General features: G+C 64.3%; 17 protein-coding genes. 10 read left to right on the top strand and 7 right to left on the bottom strand.

Translation table 11 applies throughout. The features are described 5' to 3' along the window. Positions 1 to 4: 4 nt before the first annotated feature. Positions 5 to 1,480, top strand: coding sequence for a dihydropyrimidinase (gene hydA / locus AWB66_RS16275; RefSeq protein ID WP_087631239.1), 1,476 nt, complete (start codon positions 5 to 7; stop codon positions 1,478 to 1,480). A gap of 52 nt (positions 1,481 to 1,532) precedes the next feature. Here the strand turns inward: hydA and AWB66_RS16270 are convergent, their stop codons facing one another. The 4 genes from AWB66_RS16270 to AWB66_RS16255 form a co-directional block, all read right to left on the bottom strand. Further along, the gene (locus AWB66_RS16270) at positions 1,533 to 3,851 is read right to left on the bottom strand and encodes a putative bifunctional diguanylate cyclase/phosphodiesterase (RefSeq protein WP_087631240.1); all 2,319 of its coding nucleotides are present in this window, start codon (positions 3,849 to 3,851) and stop codon (positions 1,533 to 1,535) included. 8 nt (positions 3,852 to 3,859) lie between these two features. Then, a complete protein-coding gene (locus AWB66_RS16265) occupies positions 3,860 to 4,426 on the bottom strand; it encodes a methylamine utilization protein (RefSeq protein ID WP_087631241.1) in 567 nt (188 codons plus the stop codon). A gap of 146 nt (positions 4,427 to 4,572) precedes the next feature. Next, positions 4,573 to 5,007 (bottom strand): group I truncated hemoglobin, encoded by a 435-nt coding sequence (locus AWB66_RS16260; RefSeq protein ID WP_087631242.1) that lies wholly within the window; start codon positions 5,005 to 5,007, stop codon positions 4,573 to 4,575. A gap of 2 nt (positions 5,008 to 5,009) precedes the next feature. After that, on the bottom strand, positions 5,010 to 5,846 hold the full coding sequence (locus AWB66_RS16255) for a DUF3034 family protein (protein WP_235021131.1): 837 nt from the start codon (positions 5,844 to 5,846) through the stop codon (positions 5,010 to 5,012). A gap of 313 nt (positions 5,847 to 6,159) precedes the next feature. Here AWB66_RS16255 and AWB66_RS16245 point away from each other — a divergent pair, with 313 nt between their 5' ends. From AWB66_RS16245 to AWB66_RS16230, 4 genes are all read left to right on the top strand, one after another. After that, a complete protein-coding gene (locus tag AWB66_RS16245) occupies positions 6,160 to 7,362 on the top strand; it encodes a Fic family protein (RefSeq protein ID WP_087631245.1) in 1,203 nt (400 codons plus the stop codon). A gap of 177 nt (positions 7,363 to 7,539) precedes the next feature. Beyond that, complete coding sequence (locus tag AWB66_RS16240) at positions 7,540 to 8,319, top strand: CDP-diacylglycerol diphosphatase (protein ID WP_235021132.1); 780 nt, start codon at positions 7,540 to 7,542, stop codon at positions 8,317 to 8,319. Positions 8,320 to 8,430: 111 nt separating this feature from the next. After that, positions 8,431 to 8,832 carry a BrnT family toxin gene (locus tag AWB66_RS16235; RefSeq protein WP_327354645.1) on the top strand — a complete coding sequence of 134 codons (402 nt, stop codon included), beginning with the start codon at positions 8,431 to 8,433 and terminating at the stop codon, positions 8,830 to 8,832. Further along, positions 8,741 to 8,965, top strand: a complete 225-nt coding sequence (locus tag AWB66_RS16230) for a BrnA antitoxin family protein (protein WP_327354660.1) — start codon at positions 8,741 to 8,743, stop codon at positions 8,963 to 8,965. Before AWB66_RS16235 ends, AWB66_RS16230 begins: the two co-directional genes overlap by 92 nt. A 70-nt stretch (positions 8,966 to 9,035) precedes the next feature. Here AWB66_RS16230 and AWB66_RS16225 read toward each other — a convergent pair whose 3' ends face one another. Beyond that, a complete protein-coding gene (locus AWB66_RS16225; RefSeq protein WP_087631248.1) occupies positions 9,036 to 10,316 on the bottom strand; it encodes an aspartate carbamoyltransferase in 1,281 nt (426 codons plus the stop codon). Between the two features lie 37 nt (positions 10,317 to 10,353). Beyond that, complete coding sequence (locus tag AWB66_RS16220; protein ID WP_087631249.1) at positions 10,354 to 10,773, bottom strand: secondary thiamine-phosphate synthase enzyme YjbQ; 420 nt, start codon at positions 10,771 to 10,773, stop codon at positions 10,354 to 10,356. A gap of 126 nt (positions 10,774 to 10,899) precedes the next feature. Here AWB66_RS16220 and AWB66_RS16215 point away from each other — a divergent pair, with 126 nt between their 5' ends. The 3 genes from AWB66_RS16215 (at position 10,900) to AWB66_RS16205 (ending at position 13,827) form a co-directional block, all read left to right on the top strand. Then, positions 10,900 to 11,370: a hypothetical protein gene (locus tag AWB66_RS16215; protein WP_087631250.1), complete on the top strand. Its 471-nt coding sequence runs from the start codon at positions 10,900 to 10,902 to the stop codon at positions 11,368 to 11,370. 127 nt (positions 11,371 to 11,497) lie between these two features. Continuing rightward, positions 11,498 to 12,916: an NfeD family protein gene (locus AWB66_RS16210; RefSeq protein ID WP_087631251.1), complete on the top strand. Its 1,419-nt coding sequence runs from the start codon at positions 11,498 to 11,500 to the stop codon at positions 12,914 to 12,916. Positions 12,917 to 13,062: 146 nt separating this feature from the next. Further along, positions 13,063 to 13,827, top strand: a complete 765-nt coding sequence (locus AWB66_RS16205) for a slipin family protein (RefSeq protein ID WP_087631252.1) — start codon at positions 13,063 to 13,065, stop codon at positions 13,825 to 13,827. 1 nt (position 13,828) lies between these two features. On the opposite strand, the gene AWB66_RS16200 is transcribed toward AWB66_RS16205, so the two are convergent. Further along, a complete protein-coding gene (locus tag AWB66_RS16200) occupies positions 13,829 to 14,365 on the bottom strand; it encodes a carboxymuconolactone decarboxylase family protein (protein ID WP_087631253.1) in 537 nt (178 codons plus the stop codon). Between the two features lie 149 nt (positions 14,366 to 14,514). Between AWB66_RS16200 and AWB66_RS16195 the strand changes: the two genes are divergently transcribed. Further along, the gene (locus AWB66_RS16195) at positions 14,515 to 15,420 is read left to right on the top strand and encodes a LysR family transcriptional regulator (RefSeq protein WP_087631254.1); all 906 of its coding nucleotides are present in this window, start codon (positions 14,515 to 14,517) and stop codon (positions 15,418 to 15,420) included. A 177-nt stretch (positions 15,421 to 15,597) separates the two neighbouring features. Next, positions 15,598 to 16,683, top strand: a complete 1,086-nt coding sequence (locus AWB66_RS16190; RefSeq protein ID WP_087631255.1) for an HlyD family secretion protein — start codon at positions 15,598 to 15,600, stop codon at positions 16,681 to 16,683.

The raw sequence follows: 16,683 nt of genomic DNA, 5'->3' as shown, positions 1-16,683 counted from the left end.
CAACATGACGATCCTGATACGCGGCGGCACGGTGATCGACGCCGATCGCACCTACCGCGCCGACGTGCTCTGTGCCGATGCCACAGACGGCGGCACGATCCTCGCGATCGGCCTCGATCTCGACATGCCCGCGGGCACGCAGATCGTCGATGCGGGCGGGCAATATGTGATGCCGGGCGGCATCGATCCGCACACGCACATGGAACTGCCCTTCATGGGCACGACCGCGAGCGACGACTTCTACACCGGCACGGCGGCGGGACTGTCGGGTGGCACGACGAGCATCATCGACTTCGTGATCCCGAGCCCGAAGCAACCGCTGATGGACGCGTTCAGGGAGTGGCGCGGCTGGGCGGAGAAGGCATCGGCGGACTACGGCTTTCACGTCGCGGTGACGTGGTGGGACGAATCGGTGCATCGCGACATGGGCACGCTCGTGCACGATCACGGCGTGTCGAGCTTCAAGCACTTCATGGCCTACAAGAACGCGATCATGGCCGACGACGAAGTGCTCGTGAACAGCTTCACACGCTCGCTCGAACTCGGCGCGCTGCCTACCGTGCATGCCGAAAACGGCGAGCTCGTTTTTCAGTTGCAGAAGCAACTACTTGCGCGCGGCTTTACGGGACCCGAAGCGCACCCGCTGTCGCGTCCGCCGGAAGTCGAGGGCGAAGCCGCGAATCGCGCGATTCGCATCGCGCAGGTGCTCGGCGTGCCGATCTATATCGTGCACGTCTCGGCGAAGGATGCCGTCGACGTGATCGCGCGGGCGCGCAATGAAGGACAGCGCGTGTTCGGCGAAGTGCTGCCGGGGCATCTGGTGATCGACGAATCGGTGTATCGCGATCCGGACTGGACGCGTGCCGCCGCCCACGTGATGAGCCCGCCGTTTCGCGCGGCCGAGCATCGCGAGGCGTTATGGCGGGGCCTGCAGTCGGGCCAGCTTCACACCACGGCCACCGATCATTGCGTCTTCTGCGCGTCGCAAAAGGCGATGGGCCGCGAAGACTTCACGAAGATTCCGAACGGCTGCGGCGGCGTGGAGGATCGCATGTCGGTGCTCTGGCATCACGGCGTGAACAAGGGGCGCCTGACGCCGAACGAGTTCGTGTGCGTCACCTCGACCAACGCCGCGCAGATCTTCAATCTCTTTCCGCGCAAGGGCGCGGTGCAGGTGGGCGCGGACGCGGACCTGGTCGTCTGGGACCCGGCTGCGAGCAAGACGATCTCGGTGAACACGCATCATCAGAAGGTCGATTTCAACGTGTTCGAAGGGATGACGGTGCAAGGCGTCGCGACGCACACGCTCACGCGCGGCGCGCTTGCGTGGGCCGATGGCGACCTGCGCGCGGTCCGCGGTGCGGGCCAGTACCTGAAGCGCCCGCCGAACCCCGGCTACTTCGAAGCGACCCGCGTCGCCAACAAGCTGAAGGAACCGCATCCGGTCGAGCGTGAAGGCGACAAGGCGAGAACCGCCTGAGCCTCGCGTCTCATCTGAAGGCAAGCCCGCGTTCTCACGAACGCGGGCTTTTTCATGCGGTCTCGGCGGATTCCTGCCACTCTTGCAGCCACGCCTCCAGCTTCGCGGGCGGCAGCGGCCGGCTCAGATGAAAGCCCTGCGCGAGGTCGCAGCGCAGGTCCTTCAGGCGCAGCAGCATCGCTTCGCTTTCTACACCCTCCGCCACCACCTTCAGTCCCATGTTGTGACCGAGGTCGATGGTCGAACGCACGATGGTCTCGTCGTCCTTGTGATCGAACATGCCCATCACGAAGGACTTGTCGATCTTCAACTCGTCGACGGGCATGCGCTTCAGATACGACAGCGACGAATAGCCGGTGCCGAAGTCGTCGATCGACAGGCGAATGCCGAGCGCATGCAGGCGGTCCAGCGTTTCGATGGCGTGATTCGGATCGTCCATGATCGCGCTCTCCGTGATCTCAATCCAGATCCACTCGGGAGCCACGCGGTACTTGCGCAGTAGCGCACTGAACGTGTCGGGCAGCGACGACTGGATCAACTCGCGCGCCGACACGTTCACAGAGACCGCCAGTTCGATGCCTTGCGCGTGCCACAGCGAGCACTGCTGGATGGCCTTGTCGGCCACCCAGCGCGAGATGCTCTTGATATAGCCGGTCTGCTCGGCAAACGGAATGAACTGGTCCGGGGAGATGAAGCCGCGCGTCGGATGGTCCCAGCGAACCAGCGCCTCGACGTACTTCACCTTGTGCGTGCTCAGGTCCACCTTCGGCTGATAGTAGAGCGTCAACTGATCGTGCTCGACTGCCTGCCGCAACTCGCTCATCAGCGAAAGCCGCTCTGCGCTGTTCTGGTCGTGGCGTTCGTCGTAGAGCGCATAACCGGCATTCGCGCGCTTCGCCACGTACATCGCGATGTCGGCGCGGCGCAGCAGCACGTTCATGTCGGCGCCGTTAAGCGGGCAGGTGACAATGCCGATGCTCGCGCCCACATCGACGAGTTGCCCTTCGATCGTGATCGGTTCTTCCAGCGCCTTCAGCATCCGGTTGGCGATCAGCTTCGCGGCGTCGATGTCGTCGGTGGGCAGCAGCACGGCGAACTCGTCGCCGCCCAGACGCGCGACCGTATCGGTATCGCGCTGAAGGGCGGAGCGCAGGCGCTTCGCGACTTCACACAGCAGCAGGTCGCCGATGGGATGCCCGAGCGTGTCGTTGACATACTTGAAGCGGTCGAGGTCCATCATCATCACGGAGAGCGGATGCTCGGCGCGCAGCGCCACGCCGATCGCCTGCTGGAGGCGGTCGTTAAAGAGCGCGCGGTTCGGCAGACCCGTCAGGCGATCCATGTACGCGAGTTCGGTAATGCGCCGCTCGCGTTCCGCGATGCCGTGCTGCATCTGATTGAACGCGTTCGCGAGTTCGCCCATTTCGTCATGGTGCTTCACGTCGATCGGCTCGGCGTAATTGCCCTGGCCGATGCGCCGCGAAAACTGCGTGAGTGCCGCGATCGGCCGCGTGACGCTGCGCGCCGTGAACATGCTGCCGACGATCGACACGAGCACGCCCGCGAGTGTGATGAGCAAGAGCGTCGTTTGCAGGCGCCGGAACGGCGCGAGCGCCTCGGCGAGCGAACGTTGCAGCATGACGGCAACGGGCTCGCCTTCGGACTTCAGGAGCACGAGCCGCGTCGCGTAGTTTTCTTCGGACAGATTGGACGGGTCCTGCAACGCACGGCGCTCGGCTGCGGGCAACGAACTCGCGAGCGCGGTCCAGTGGCCGTCGGCGCGCTGGTCGATGAACGACACGTCGAGCGAGGTCAGGCTGCTCATCTCGCGCGCCATGTCGTCGTCGATGACGAAACCCATCGCGACCCACGCGATCGGCAACGGCGCCTTGATCGGCACCGCGACCAGCTGGTACGGCCGTCCGTCGATCATGCCGATCGCCGAGGCGTCGCCATTGCGCTCCACGGCGCGCAGCAGTTTCGGGAACGGGAAGGGCATGCCTTCGTGCGCGGGGCCGCTGCTGTCGGCGATCAGCTTGCCGTCGAGGTCCGCGAGCATCACGATATCCGCGTGGATGCGGTCGCCGTGATTCCGGAGCGCCGAGGCCACGGTTTTCTCGTCATGCGACGCGATGGCCTGCCGGAAGCCGAAGTCCGCCGCGACGACGCTCGCCGCCTGCGTGAGCTTTTCGCCGTTGCTTCGAAGCACTTGCTTGAACACGCGCTCGGCGACCGCCAACTGCTCGTTCGCGTTGCGGTGCGCGTTCGACGTGATCACCGAATTGATGACGACGAACGCGGCCGCCTGCACGGCCAGCATCAGCAGGACGAAAACCAGCGCAATCCGCGCACGCAGGCTGTGGAGTCGCATCGGCGCGCCTATTCGACCTTCTGTTCGGGCTTCAACTGCAAGGTGAATTTCGCCGCGTCGCCGGTGCCTGCGCCGACCTTCTGCGTGGGCTGCGCGTTCGGATCGCTCATGCGAGGGTGCCACGCGGTGACGCGATAGGCGTCGGCGGGCAGATTGTCGATGGTGGCCTGGCCGCTTGCATCGGTCTTCGCGAACCAGGGCGTATCCACGATCAGCAGATACGCGATCATCGAGTCGTGGATGTTGCAGCCCATCACCACGAGACCGGGTTTGTCGAAGACGACCGGCGTCGCGGGAATGCCGTGATACAGGTTCAGCTCGAAGCGCTTCGCGGGCGAGAACGAGTAGACGTCGTGCTCGATGTTGTCCTTGTTGGGAAACGTGATCGCGGCGCCGGTCTGCGCGACGGACACGAGCGGCACGAAGCGGCGCTTCACCTGGTCGATCACCGCGCCTGCCGGCTTCGTCGCCGGTATCTTGCCGTTGACGGGCATCGCATAGACGATGGCGTCGGGCACGACGGCGCCCGCCTGGTCGACGATCTGTACGCGAACGCTCGCGGCCTGCGCGCTCATCGTAACGAGTCCTGCTGCGCAGCACGCGAGTGCCGCCGATAATCGTGTGCTGAGTCGCATCTGAATGTCTTCGTTGATTGCCATGCGCGAAAATGACGCGCGCTTAGCGGGATAACGGCACGCCGCCTGCGTACTTGAGCCGCGGCTTATTCGCGATCCTGGACGTCGCGATACATCGGCGCGAGCTTCGCAAGCAACTTGTTCTGCGCATGAAAGGGCACGCCGTTCTTGTCCATCGCGTCCTGCAGGTCCTCGACCAGCGCATTGAACGCGGCACGGTCGATGTTCTGCCCTTCGTGCGTGCGCTTCATCGTGCGGCCCGTGTATTCGCAAGGGCCGCCGAGCAGCACGCAGAACTGCTCGACGAGCTTCTGCTTGATGCGCTTGATCGGCGCGTCCTCGAAAAAGGGTTGCGTGCGCGGATCGGCGAGAAGTTTGTCGTAGAGATCGTCGGTGATCTTGACGAGCCCCGGTTTCTCTCCGAACTCGCGATAGAGCGAATCGTCGGCGTGAGCATTGACGCTCGCGAGCGCCGCGACCGCGATGATCGCCGAGGCGGCGAAATGGAAGACGCGCATCATGATCAGAACCCTGCTTGCAAGGAGAGATAGACGCCGCGCTGATTCTTGATCGTCGCGATGTCGCCGAGTGCGACATAGGCGGCGGTCAGCGCGACATGCTTGGTCGGCGCCCACGCGACGAACGCGTCGTAGGCGTTCTGTTCGCGGGCGAAGCTCAGGTTGTCCGGCTTGGTGCGGTACTCGGCGCCGATCACGATGCTTCTCGACAGCATATAAGCCACGGACGACTCGAACTCGGCGTGGTAGTCGTTGGATTTGTCGCCGCCGAATCCGAGCAGGCCGAACTGGTTTGCCTTGGTGAAGCGCACCGTGCCGTTCAGAAGCAGGCTTTTCGCGAGCAGCAGCTTCGTCGCGGAGACGTAGAAATCGGTGCCGGAATTGCTGGCCGCGCCCACCGCCCTGACGACGTCGCCTTGCTCGTTGTGCTTGAACTGGATACCGGCGGCGACTTGCGGGAGCCACGTGTCCTGATCGAGCACCGCATCGCCGAAGAGCCGTACCTTCACGCCGAAGATGTTCTGATTGAACTTGTAGTTCGAACCGAGGCCGAGTTGCGCGCCGACATCGCGTGTATCGAAGGTCTGCCGCGCCAGTGAAAACTCGACGCGGTTCGCAACGCCGACCATCCCGCCATAAGTCGACAGCGCGTAGTCCTGGGTTCTGACGTAGGTGCCGTGCCCGTTGCCGCCCAACTGGCCGGCCGTGCCATAGCCGCCGATCACGGCCCAGGGTGTCAGGCCGCCGCCCGCGGCGCCTTCGACTTCGGAGACGCCGCCGGTCAGGAGAAGCTTCCCGCCGGTCGCGGGGACGTCGGCGTGGGTGGCGGTCGAGATGGACATCAACGCTGCGATGGCGATGCCCAGCTGTCGGGTTTTTGTTCTTGCATGCATTTCGATGGGGGCTGGCGAGGCTGAAGGATGGGCTGCGGTCCGTGTGGACGGACGTGCCCTTTCCTTTCGTATACGGCAGGCGGGGGCGGCACTTGAGGTGGGACGACGGGTTTGTCGCCAAGACGATGCCGGGCGATGAACCCTACTTTAAACTCTACAATCAACTCTACATAAAATTGTTTAATGTATTGATTTTAAATATACAGTACGTCACTGTTGTCTACAATAAACCCTACAGCCAACCCTACATGACAACGCTCGCATGACTGACGTCAGTTCATTTCAGCCGCTTTTTCCTGAAGAGCGCGTGCTCCACGCGCTCATCGACAAGGCGTCCGTACTTGCAACCAAATCTCGCGCGCTGCTTGCCAAGGATCGTGGCCCGGTTGCGGCCGCGTTGGCTCCGCTTCTCCGAAGCATGAACTCGTACTACTCGAACAAGATCGAGGGCCAGCACACCACGCCCGCAAGCATCGAGCGGGCGTTGGAAACGCATTATTCGCACGACTCCGATGAACGCGGGCGACAGTTCGCAGCGATAGCGCATATCCGGGCGGAGGAGGCGCTCAAAGCGAAATGGCGGGATCTTCGCGCTGAGGCGCTGTTCGACACCGACAAAGTCACGCTGATCCATCGACTCTTCTTCGAAAGCCTGCCAGCCGAGTCTCGCGCTACGTCGGAGCATCAGCAGATCGTGCCCGGCGCGCTCAGAGATCGAATGGTGAAGGTGGGCAATCACCTTGCACCGCCAGCGGAGTTGATCCCCGACCTGTTGAGGGAATGGAGCACCCGATACACGCGGATCAAGGGCTCGGAACTACAGCTCATTGCGACAGCGTGTTCACATCAGCGTCTCGCATGGGTGCATCCCTTTATCGATGGCAACGGACGCGTCTGCCGTTTGCATTCGCATCTCACGCTCCATGCGCTCGGGCTGACGGATGGACTATGGTCGCCGTTGCGCGGTTTTGCTCGCACCCACGACGAGTATTACGCCCGACTGGCAGCGGCAGATCAGCGGCGAAGAAACGATCTGGATGGCCGGGGCAATCTCTCGCAGGAGGAACTTGTCAGGTTCGTCCACTACTTTCTGGATTGTTGTCTCGATCAGGTCGATTTCATGCTCGGTATGTTGGCTTTCGACGGCATCCGCTCGCGACTGCGCGACCTGCTCGTTTATCTCGACGCCAATCCGTGGCAAGTCGGATCGGAACGATCTGTCGTGAAGCCGGACAAGGCATTGCTTGCTCTCGAAGCCGTGGCGCTCCTCAGACCGCTTTCACGCGCGGAGTTCAGCCGGATACTGGGGGAGAGCGATGCGACGTCGCGCCGTATCACGCGCAGCCTGCTGGATTTCGGCATCTTGCAGTCAGCAACGCACCGGGACCCGTTGTCATTTGCGCTGCCGTTGAAGAGCCTGCGCTTCGTGTTTCCGCGACTCTGGCCGGAAGTCGATGCCGACTGACATGCGGCGTCATCGGCGCGACCGATGACGACCGCCGGAAGCGGTGCGCATATATCTGGGCGGCCCGAAAAAGCCACGATGAATGCGAGGACGCGCGGCGCATGATCGCGACTACTTGCATTCCCCGGCGATGTGATGCGCAGGCCGTCACAAAACGCGGCTACGATGCAAGTCGCCATGATCAAACGATCGACTTCCCTCGCCGCGCTCTTCGTCTCCATCGCGCTCGCCTGCGCCGCGCCCTGCGCGCGTGCCCACAATCCGAACGCGCTCTGGGAGATCGTCCACGATTCGTGTGTTCCCGCGGCCGAAGGCGCCGACATCGCGCAGAAATGCATCGACGTGAATCTCGCGGGCGGCTATGCGGTGCTGAAGGATATTGTCGGCGTCGCGCAATATCTGCTGATTCCGACGACGCGCATTGGCGGCATCGAAAGCGCCGATCTGCTCGTGCCCGGAACGCCCAACTACTTTCGCGCGGCGTGGCAGGCGCGACGCTTCGTCGACGAGGCGCTCGATCGCGACATGCCGCGCGACACGCTCTCGCTTGCGATCAACTCGGCGTACGGGCGCACGCAGAACCAACTGCATATCCATATCGACTGCCTCGCGCCGGACGTCGTCGCGGCGCTGCGCGAATACGGGCCGCGCGCGGGCACCGACTGGTCGCCGTTTCCGGTTCTGCTGCGCGGCCATGCGTATCGCATCCGCCGCATCGACGACGCCGATCTCGCGCGCACCGATCCGTTCAAGCTGCTGGCACCCGACGTCGCGCGAGAAGGGCAGGTGATGGCCGAGCAGACGCTGCTGCTCGCGGGCGCCACGCTGCGCGACGGCACGCCTGCGTTTTATCTGCTCAACGATCACGTCAAGCCGGGCGACTGGGCTTCGTCGGAGGAGTTGCAGGATCACAGTTGCGCGGTGGCAAAAGAGCGGGGTCGCAGCGACAAAAAGTGACGACGGGCGGTGAGGGTTATCGGCAAGATGAGTATTCGGTCTGCGGCCGGCATGCGGCGCCTTGACGTTCGCCAGGACCGCTTGCAAAACCACTTTTCTGTAACTACAATAATGCACATCGAAATCATCTTCGATCCTGCGAAGGACGAAGCGAACCAACGGGATCGCGGTGTTTCGCTCGCGCTCGCGCGGGAAATCGATTGGCCGCGCGTCATGTCATATGCCGACGATCGTCACGATTACGGCGAGGTGCGCGAGATCGGCTACGTGCCGATAACCGGGCGGCTCTATTGCGTGGTCTTCACGCAGCGAAACGCGGCAATGCGCATCATTAGTCTGCGAAAGGCAAACAACCGGGAAGTCGAACGTTATGAACAGCAAATCGAAGCTCTACAGGAACACACCCGAAGAGGAAGCCGAGATCCAGCGGGGGATCGACGCGGACCCGGACACGTTCGTCCCTTCCGACGAACAGTTCGCAAGGATGAGACCGCTGGGCCGGCCACGTCTTGAGTCGCCGAAAGTGCAACTGACGGTGCGCTACGACGCCGACATCGTCGAGGCGTTCAAGGCGACGGGCGACGGCTGGCAGACGCGCATGAACGACGCGTTGCGCGAGTGGCTGAAGACGCACCGGGCTGCGTAATACCCCTGCCGCTGATCCATCCACGAAAGCCGCTGAACGAAACGCCAGCGGCTTTTGTCCTCTCGCGACGCTAGTCGATCCCGTGAAACACCGCATCGTCCGGACCGACATACGCGGGCGAGCGCCAGGCGGCATCGCGCATCGAATGCTGCACCTGATGCTCGACGCCCAGCAGCATCGCGAAGATCGCCATGCGCACCGGAATGCCGTTGTCGGTCTGGCGAAAGATCGCGAGCCGCGCATCGTGGTTCAGGTCCGTGCTCAGGTCGTTGGCGCCCGGGCGGCCGTCGCGCGGCAGCGGATGCATGATGAGCGTGTCGGGACCGCACACCGCGTCCACGAGCGCCTGGTTGATCTGGAAGTCCGGCGTATAGCCTTCGATCGACTCGTCCGCGAAACGCTCCTTCTGAATGCGCGTCGCGTACACGACGTCGGCGCCTTTCAGTCCGGCGCGCAGGTCGGCCGTCTGCTCGATCACGTGATCGCCGCGCGCGATCTGCTCGACGATGTGGTCGGGCATTTCCAGCGAACGGGGCGACACCAGCGTGAACTTCAGTCCGCGATGGAGCGCGAGCAGTTTCGCGAGCGAATGCACGGTGCGGCCGTACTTGAGATCGCCGACCATCGCGATATGCGCGCCATCGACGATCTTCCCGATACGCGAAAATTCGCGCTGGATCGTGTACAGGTCGAGCAGCGCCTGGCTCGGATGCTCGCCGGGGCCGTCGCCGGCATTGATGACCGGAATGTTGGTCGCCCGCGCGAATTCCGCCACCGAACCTTGCTCGGGATGCCGCACGACGAGCGCATCGGCGTAGCCGCTGATGACGCGGCTCGTGTCGTAGATCGATTCGCCCTTCGCCATCGACGAAAAGGTGAAGCCGGTCGTGTCGCAGACCGAGCCGCCGAGCCGGCAGAACGCCGCGCCGAAACTCACGCGCGTGCGCGTGCTCGCTTCGAAAAACAGGTTCGCGAGCACCGCGCCTTCGAGCACGCGCGTGATCTTCTGGCGGCGCGCGATGGGCTGCATCGTATCGGCGACGCGAAAGAGCGCCTCTACTGCATCGCGCGAAAACTGATCGACGGACAGCAGATGCGCGCGGCCTTCGAATGCAATCGCCGAATATGCGCTCTGCGTATATTCGCGCTCGGTCGGCGCGCGTTCGAGAATCTCGCTGACATAACGGCCGGCGATTTCCGGCATCGCACGCGATTCCGGCGATCCGTCGGGCAGAAGCCAGGTGTCGAGCGCCCGCCGGGTCACGCCGATGCGGCTCGCGAACGCGTCGCGGGTCATGTTGAGACGGCGCATTGCGTCGCGCAGGACGGTTTGCTGCTGAACGGCTGCCATGTTCGCTCCGGGTGATGTACGCGGAGCGTATAGTAGGTTACTCGCCGATCAGATGCAAGACGACTTCCCGCCGATGCGCCGCGCGCCGGTGTTCGAACAGATAAATGCCTTGCCACGTGCCGAGCAGCATCCGTCCGGCTTCGACCGGCACCGACAGTTGCACCGTCGTCAGCGCGGTGCGCAGGTGCGCAGGCATGTCGTCGGGGCCTTCGGCGTCGTGCACGTAGCGATCCGGCGACTCGGGCGCGATCGTCTCGAAAAACCGTTCGAGGTCGGTGCGCACGTCGGGATCGGCGTTTTCCTGGATCAGCAGCGACGCCGACGTATGCCGGCAGAACACCGTCAGAAGCCCGGTGCGGATGTCCTGGCGGTCGATCCACGTGTCGATTTCGGCGGTGAATTCGTGCAGGCCGCGCGTGCGCGTCGCGACCGTCAGATGATGCAGTGCCTGTTTCATGTCGGTGTCTCCGCTCGGGCGCGGTCTTCGGGCCGGTGTTTCAAGTGTATCGGCTGCAAGGCGTTTGGACAGGGCGCGCGTCGCGACTATGCTTGGGCTGTCATTCGCGTTTTCCGGTCTGCCGCCATGTCCTTTGCAAGCCGCGTGTTGCTGTCGCTCCTATGGCTGCCCGCCGCGCTCGCCCTCGCCGACGAACCGCGCGCCAACCGTGGCGACGATCCTTTCATGCCCATTTCGTCGGCGATCGCCGGGTGCCCGGCGCCGTCCGGCCCCTTCGAAACGCCGCAGGAATGGAACGACGAAGCGCACTACCGCATCGAGCGCGGCAACAGTTGCTGGATCGCCGGGCGTTGCCGGCTGTCGAACAGCTATCTCTACGACAAGGAAATCGCCGAAAGCGTGACGCGGCGCCTCGCCTCGCTGAACGCATCGACCCAATGGCGCGAGAAAACCAGCCTGTGGCTCACGCTGCAACGCCGGTTCATCTACGTGGACGGCTGCGTCGCGCGCGACTTCGACCGCGCGCGCTTCATATCCGGACTCGGCGAAACCGCCGACGTCGACAAGGTGATCGACCGGAGCGTCGTGCGTCCGTGAGCGTGACGGTTTCGGGCAAGCGGGCGAATTTGGCCTAAGCTTGAGGTGAGACCCGCATCGTTGGACAGCACAAGCGAGGGACCGGGGCAACGGGCTCACGACGCTCGCGCGCCGCCGGTTTTCATCGATGAGAACGAATCCGTTTGGCCTGCTTTGCCGTTGCGCCGCGCTGTTCGCGACGCTCCTGTTCGGCGTGGCGTCCATTGCCGGGGCGGCCGGCGCCGCGAATGCGCCTGTCGTCGTGATCGCGGTGTCGGGCGCGATCGGGCCGGCGAGCGCCGACTTCATCGTCCGGTCGCTCGCGCGCGCCGCCGACGACCACGCGCAGGCCGCCATCCTCGAACTCGATACGCCTGGCGGCCTCGATCTCTCGATGCGTTCGATCATCAAGGCGATCCTCGCCTCGCCGGTGCCGGTCGTGTCGTTCATCGCGCCGGGCGGCGCGCGGGCGGCGAGCGCGGGCACCTACATCGTCTACGCGAGCCACGTCGCCGCGATGGCGCCGGGCACCAATCTCGGCGCCGCGACGCCGATCCAGATCGGCACGAGCGGCGCGCCGAAGCCGGAGGCGAGCGCCTCGGCGGCGTCGGGGACGCAAGCCGGCGAATCGACCGAAACCCGCAAGCAGGTCCACGACGCCGCCGCCTATATCCGCGGACTGGCGCAACTGCGCGGCCGCAACGCCGGATGGGCCGAGCGCGCGGTGCGCGAAGCGGTCAGCCTGTCGGCGAGCGAGGCGCTCGCGCAGCGCGTGATCGATCTCACCGCTGCCGACATTCCCGATCTCCTCGCGAAACTCGACGGCCGCCGCGTGCGCACGCTGACAGGCGAGCACGTCCTCGCGACGAAAGGCGCGCCCGTCATCACCTTGCTGCCCGACTGGCGCAGCCGCTTCCTCGCGACGATCACCGACCCGAGCGTGGCGCTGATTCTCGTGATGATCGGCATGTACGGGCTCTTCTTCGAATTCTCGAATCCCGGCTTCATGCTGCCGGGCGTCGCGGGCGCGATTTGCCTGCTCGTCGGGCTGTTCGCGCTCCAGTTGCTGCCGATCAGCTTCGTCGGCCTTGGGCTGATCGTGCTCGGCATCGGCTTTCTCGTCGCGGAAATGTTCCTGCCGACCTTCGGGACGCTCGGCATCGGCGGAGTGGTCGCGTTTTCGATCGGCGCGCTGATGCTGATCGACACCGACGTGCCGGGCTTCGGCATTCCCGTGGGCGTCGTGGCGGGGCTCGCCATCGTGACCGCGCTATTCATCTTTTCGGTATCGGCGGTGGCGTTGAAGGCGAGCCGGCGGCCGGTCGTCAGCGGGTCTGAGGCGATGCTGGGAAGCGTCGGCGTGATGCTCGGCGACGAAATCCACGCGGCGGGCGAGAGCGGCTGGGCCACGGTTCGCGGCGAGCGCTGGCGCGTGCAGAGCGCGGGCGCGCATGCGTTGCCGGCGCGCGGCGGCAAGGTGCGCGTGACCGCGCGCCACGGCCTGACGCTGACCGTCGAAGTCGTGAACGAAGCTACCCATGCAACAAGTTGCATGGGGTCAGAGTAAGCGCTAAAGCGCTAACTCTGACCGACACAACAGAGTTGCATGGGGTCGGAGTAAAGCGCTAAAGCGCTAACTCTGACCGACGCAACAGAGTTGCATGGGGTCAGAGTAAGCGCTAAAGCGCCAACTCTGACCGACAGGAGAGAACAATGATGGGCATCACATTCGGCTTCACCGGCGTGCTGGTCGCGCTGATCGTCCTCGTGCTCTTTTCGGCGATCCGCATCTTTCGCGAATACGAGCGCGGCGTCGTGTTCATGCTCGGGCGCTTCTGGAAGGTGAAGGGGCCGGGCCTCGTGCTGATCATTCCGGCCGTGCAGCAGGTCGTGCGCATGGACCTGCGCACCGTCGTCTTCGACGTGCCGCCGCAGGACGTCATCACGCGCGACAACGTGTCGGTGAAGGTGAATGCGGTCGTGTACTTCCGGGTCGTCGATCCGGAGAAGGCCGTGATCCAGGTCGCGCGCTTTCTCGACGCCACGAGCCAGCTTTCGCAGACGACCCTGCGCGCGATCCTCGGCAAGCACGAACTCGACGAACTGCTCGCCGAGCGCGAGCGCCTGAATGCCGACATCCAGCGCGTGCTCGACTCGCAGACCGACGCCTGGGGCATCAAGGTGTCGAACGTGGAAATCAAGGATGTCGACATCAACGAGACGATGATCCGCGCGATCGCCCGCCAGGCCGAAGCCGAACGCGAGCGCCGCGCGAAGATCATTCATGCCGAAGGCGAACTGCAGGCGTCCGAAAAACTGCTGCAGGCCGCGCAGATGCTCGCGCAGGCGCCGCAGGCGATGCAGTTGCGCTACCTGCAGACGCTGACCACCATCGCCGGCGACAAGAACTCGACCATCGTCTTCCCGATGCCGATCGACCTGATCACGTCGCTGCTCGACCGGCTGAAGAAAGACTAGCTCACTGGACGGCGGGGAAGTCGAGCTCGGTATCGTTCACGCGGTTCAACAGATTCGTGAACCCGATCACGCTGATGGCGAAGAGGGCGTCGACCACTTGGGCCTCGCTGTAGCCCGCCGCGCGCACGTCGTCGAGATGCGAGCGCTCGACCGTGCCCGAGGTCAACACGACACGGCGCACGAAGCGCACGAGCGCGTCGCGCTGCGCGTTGCCGGTCGGGACGCCGGCGCGAACCTGCTTCGTTTCTTCGAGCGACAATCCCACCATCTTGCCGATCGCGGTATGCGCGGCGACACAATAATCACAACCGGCGATTTCGCTGACGGTGAGCTTGATCGCTTCCAGGTCGCGCTTGTCGAGGCTGCTTTTGGCGAGCACGGCGTCGCCGTTGAGCGCGGCGGCGAGCACGGCCGGGTTGTGCGTGCCGACGGTCGCGTAGGCGTTCGGCACGCGGCCCGCGGCGCGCTTGATGTTGGCGAACAGATCGGCGGCGGCGCCGGTTGCTTCGTTGACGTTGATTTGCGAAAGACGTGACATGGTGAGCTCCTGAGTCGTGTGAACAGCCATCCGTGTGGCTTGAGTGAACTTTATGGCAACGCGATGAGCGTGTTAATGCCGAAAAATCTCTCAAACATGCTCGATCGGCTCACGATACCGATCATCCCCAAGAAAGGCGAAGGAAGCCGATGGACTATCTGACGACCCTGAAGGTGTTCTGCACGGTGGTGGAGGCGAAAAGCTTCACGCGCGCGGCCGATATTCTCGGCGTGACGCCGCCCGTCGTCTCGCGCGCGATTTCGACGCTGGAGCAGCGGCTCGGCAGCCGGCTCTTCAACCGCACGACGCGCCAGATTTCGCTGACCGAGACCGCCGAGCAGTTTTTCGCGGGCTGCTCGCGGCTGCTCGACGAACTCGAAGCGCTCGAACGAAGCGCGTCGACGAATGCCAGCGAGGCGACCGGCGTCCTGCGGCTCGTCGCGCATACAACCGCGACCGTCCACCGGCTGGTGCCGCTGATCGCGTCGTTCAGGCAGCGGCACCGCCAGGTCCGGCTCGACGTGACGCTGACCGAGCGGCCGGTCGATCTCGTCGCCGAAGGTTACGACCTCGCGCTCGTCCTGCCCTTCATGCTGACGAGCGACACGGTCGTCACGCGCCTGCTCGAACGCATCCCACTCGCACTCGTCGCGACGCCCGGCTATCTCGCGACGCACCCGGCGCCGCGCCATCCGTCGGAACTCGTCGATCACGAATTCGTGCCGATGTCGGCGTCGATCCGCAAGCCCGAACTGACGTTTCGCATCGGCGGCGAGGAGACAACGGTGCCGATGCGCTTCGACATCGCGTCGAACAGCGCCGATTTCAACCGGCAGATGGTGTTGCAGGGCTGCGGCATAGGCGTTTTGCCGGTTGGACTCGTGCAGCGCGAGATCGAGTCGGGGCAACTCGTGACGCTGCTCGATCGCTTCGAACTCGTCAGCGGGGCGATCGAAATCCGGCTCGCCTACAGCACGCGCGCGCTGCTTCCGGCAAAAGTGCGTGCATTCGTCGATCACGCGACGGAATTTTTCGGCGACAGCGCGGCCGCGTAATCCGCGCGAACGCCCGCTCCGCAAGCCTTCCGGCCGATTGTTGCTGCCCGCGTCATTCACTCGTGTGCGCAATGCGCCTTGACTCGGTGCATATGCACATTTAGCCTTTCGCGTAATCGCAAGTGCCTTTCGAGGCGCTTCTCCACCCTCTACGGTGCATATGCACTTTAATCGACAATGTCCAGCCCTTCTACCGATGTTTCCCCTGCCGTCGTGCCCGCGCTGCAAAAGCCGGCGCGGCGCATTCCGTGGATGCTGCTCGCGCTGGGTCTCGTCGGCGCGGTCGTGATCGCGGCCATCGCCTACTGGGCGCTGGTGCTGCGCTTCGTGCAGTCCACCGACGATGCCTACGTCGGCGGCAACGTCACGGTGATGGCGCCGAAGGTGAACGGCTTCGTCACCGAATTGCTCGTGCAGGACAACCAGCGCGTCTCGGCGGGACAAGTGCTCGTGCAGCTCGATTCGCGCGACTACGACGCCCGTCTCGCGCAGGCGAGCGCTGAAGTGTCGAGCGCGCGCGCGGCTGTCGTCGAATGGCAGGCGAAGCGCGAATTGCAGGCCGCCGTCATCAACCAGCAGCAGGCGGAAGTGCGCGCGTCGTCGGCGGAAATGACGCGAAGCGCGCAGGATCGCTCGCGCTATCGCGAACTGGTGAAGGACGACGCGGTGTCGAGCCAGATCGTCGAGCGCGCCGACGCCGACTACACCAAGGCGAACGCGGCGGTGGACAAGAGCGGCGCGTCGCTCGTCGCGGCGAAGCGCGAACTTGCCGTGATCGAGGCGCAGATCGCCGATGCGAACGCGCGTGTCGCGACGGCCGAAGCCGCGCGGCGCGTCGCTGAACTGAACGTCGAATACACGACCATCCGCTCGCCCGTCGACGGCTACGTCGGCAATCGGACGGCGCGCGTCGGGATGCTCGCGAACACGGGCGTGTCGCTCCTGACGATCGTGCCGTCGACGGGATTGTGGATCGACGCCAACTTCAAGGAAGACCAGTTGAAGAAGATGCGCGTCGGCGATGAAGTCGATGTCGATCTGGACGCGTCGAGCGTGCCGATCCACGGCCGCGTCGAGAGCCTCGCGCCGGCGACGGGCGCGACCTTCAGCGTCTTGCCCGCCGAAAACGCGACCGGCAACTTCACGAAGATCGTGCAGCGCGTGCCGGTGCGCGTGCGGCTCGACGTGCCGAAAGAGATGCAGGCGGTGCTGCGCCCGGGCCTCTCGGCGACGGTCAAGGTCCATCTCGGCGGCGCGAACTGA

This window comes from Caballeronia telluris, assembly GCF_001544495.1.
GTDB lineage: Bacteria > Pseudomonadota > Gammaproteobacteria > Burkholderiales > Burkholderiaceae > Caballeronia > Caballeronia telluris.
Note: the sequence above shows the minus strand (reverse complement) of the source record. Positions and strands in the feature narration are given on the sequence as shown.

What these genes read in the sequence shown, in the direction of transcription:
- AWB66_RS16205 (WP_087631252.1), top strand. Translation starts at nt 13,063, where the DNA reads ATGATGGGCATCACATTCGGCTTCACCGGCGTGCTGGTCGCGCTGATC.
- hydA (WP_087631239.1), top strand. Translation starts at nt 5, where the DNA reads ATGACGATCCTGATACGCGGCGGCACGGTGATCGACGCCGATCGCACC.
- AWB66_RS16210 (WP_087631251.1), top strand. Translation starts at nt 11,498, where the DNA reads ATGAGAACGAATCCGTTTGGCCTGCTTTGCCGTTGCGCCGCGCTGTTC.
- AWB66_RS16220 (WP_087631249.1), bottom strand. Translation starts at nt 10,773, where the DNA reads ATGAAACAGGCACTGCATCATCTGACGGTCGCGACGCGCACGCGCGGC.
- AWB66_RS16195 (WP_087631254.1), top strand. Translation starts at nt 14,515, where the DNA reads ATGGACTATCTGACGACCCTGAAGGTGTTCTGCACGGTGGTGGAGGCG.
- AWB66_RS16200 (WP_087631253.1), bottom strand. Translation starts at nt 14,365, where the DNA reads ATGTCACGTCTTTCGCAAATCAACGTCAACGAAGCAACCGGCGCCGCC.
- AWB66_RS16255 (WP_235021131.1), bottom strand. Translation starts at nt 5,846, where the DNA reads ATGTCCATCTCGACCGCCACCCACGCCGACGTCCCCGCGACCGGCGGG.
- AWB66_RS16190 (WP_087631255.1), top strand. Translation starts at nt 15,598, where the DNA reads ATGTCCAGCCCTTCTACCGATGTTTCCCCTGCCGTCGTGCCCGCGCTG.
- AWB66_RS16215 (WP_087631250.1), top strand. Translation starts at nt 10,900, where the DNA reads ATGTCCTTTGCAAGCCGCGTGTTGCTGTCGCTCCTATGGCTGCCCGCC.
- AWB66_RS16265 (WP_087631241.1), bottom strand. Translation starts at nt 4,426, where the DNA reads ATGAGCGCGCAGGCCGCGAGCGTTCGCGTACAGATCGTCGACCAGGCG.
- AWB66_RS16245 (WP_087631245.1), top strand. Translation starts at nt 6,160, where the DNA reads ATGACTGACGTCAGTTCATTTCAGCCGCTTTTTCCTGAAGAGCGCGTG.
- AWB66_RS16225 (WP_087631248.1), bottom strand. Translation starts at nt 10,316, where the DNA reads ATGGCAGCCGTTCAGCAGCAAACCGTCCTGCGCGACGCAATGCGCCGT.
- AWB66_RS16235 (WP_327354645.1), top strand. Translation starts at nt 8,431, where the DNA reads ATGCACATCGAAATCATCTTCGATCCTGCGAAGGACGAAGCGAACCAA.
- AWB66_RS16260 (WP_087631242.1), bottom strand. Translation starts at nt 5,007, where the DNA reads ATGATGCGCGTCTTCCATTTCGCCGCCTCGGCGATCATCGCGGTCGCG.
- AWB66_RS16240 (WP_235021132.1), top strand. Translation starts at nt 7,540, where the DNA reads ATGATCAAACGATCGACTTCCCTCGCCGCGCTCTTCGTCTCCATCGCG.
- AWB66_RS16270 (WP_087631240.1), bottom strand. Translation starts at nt 3,851, where the DNA reads ATGCGACTCCACAGCCTGCGTGCGCGGATTGCGCTGGTTTTCGTCCTG.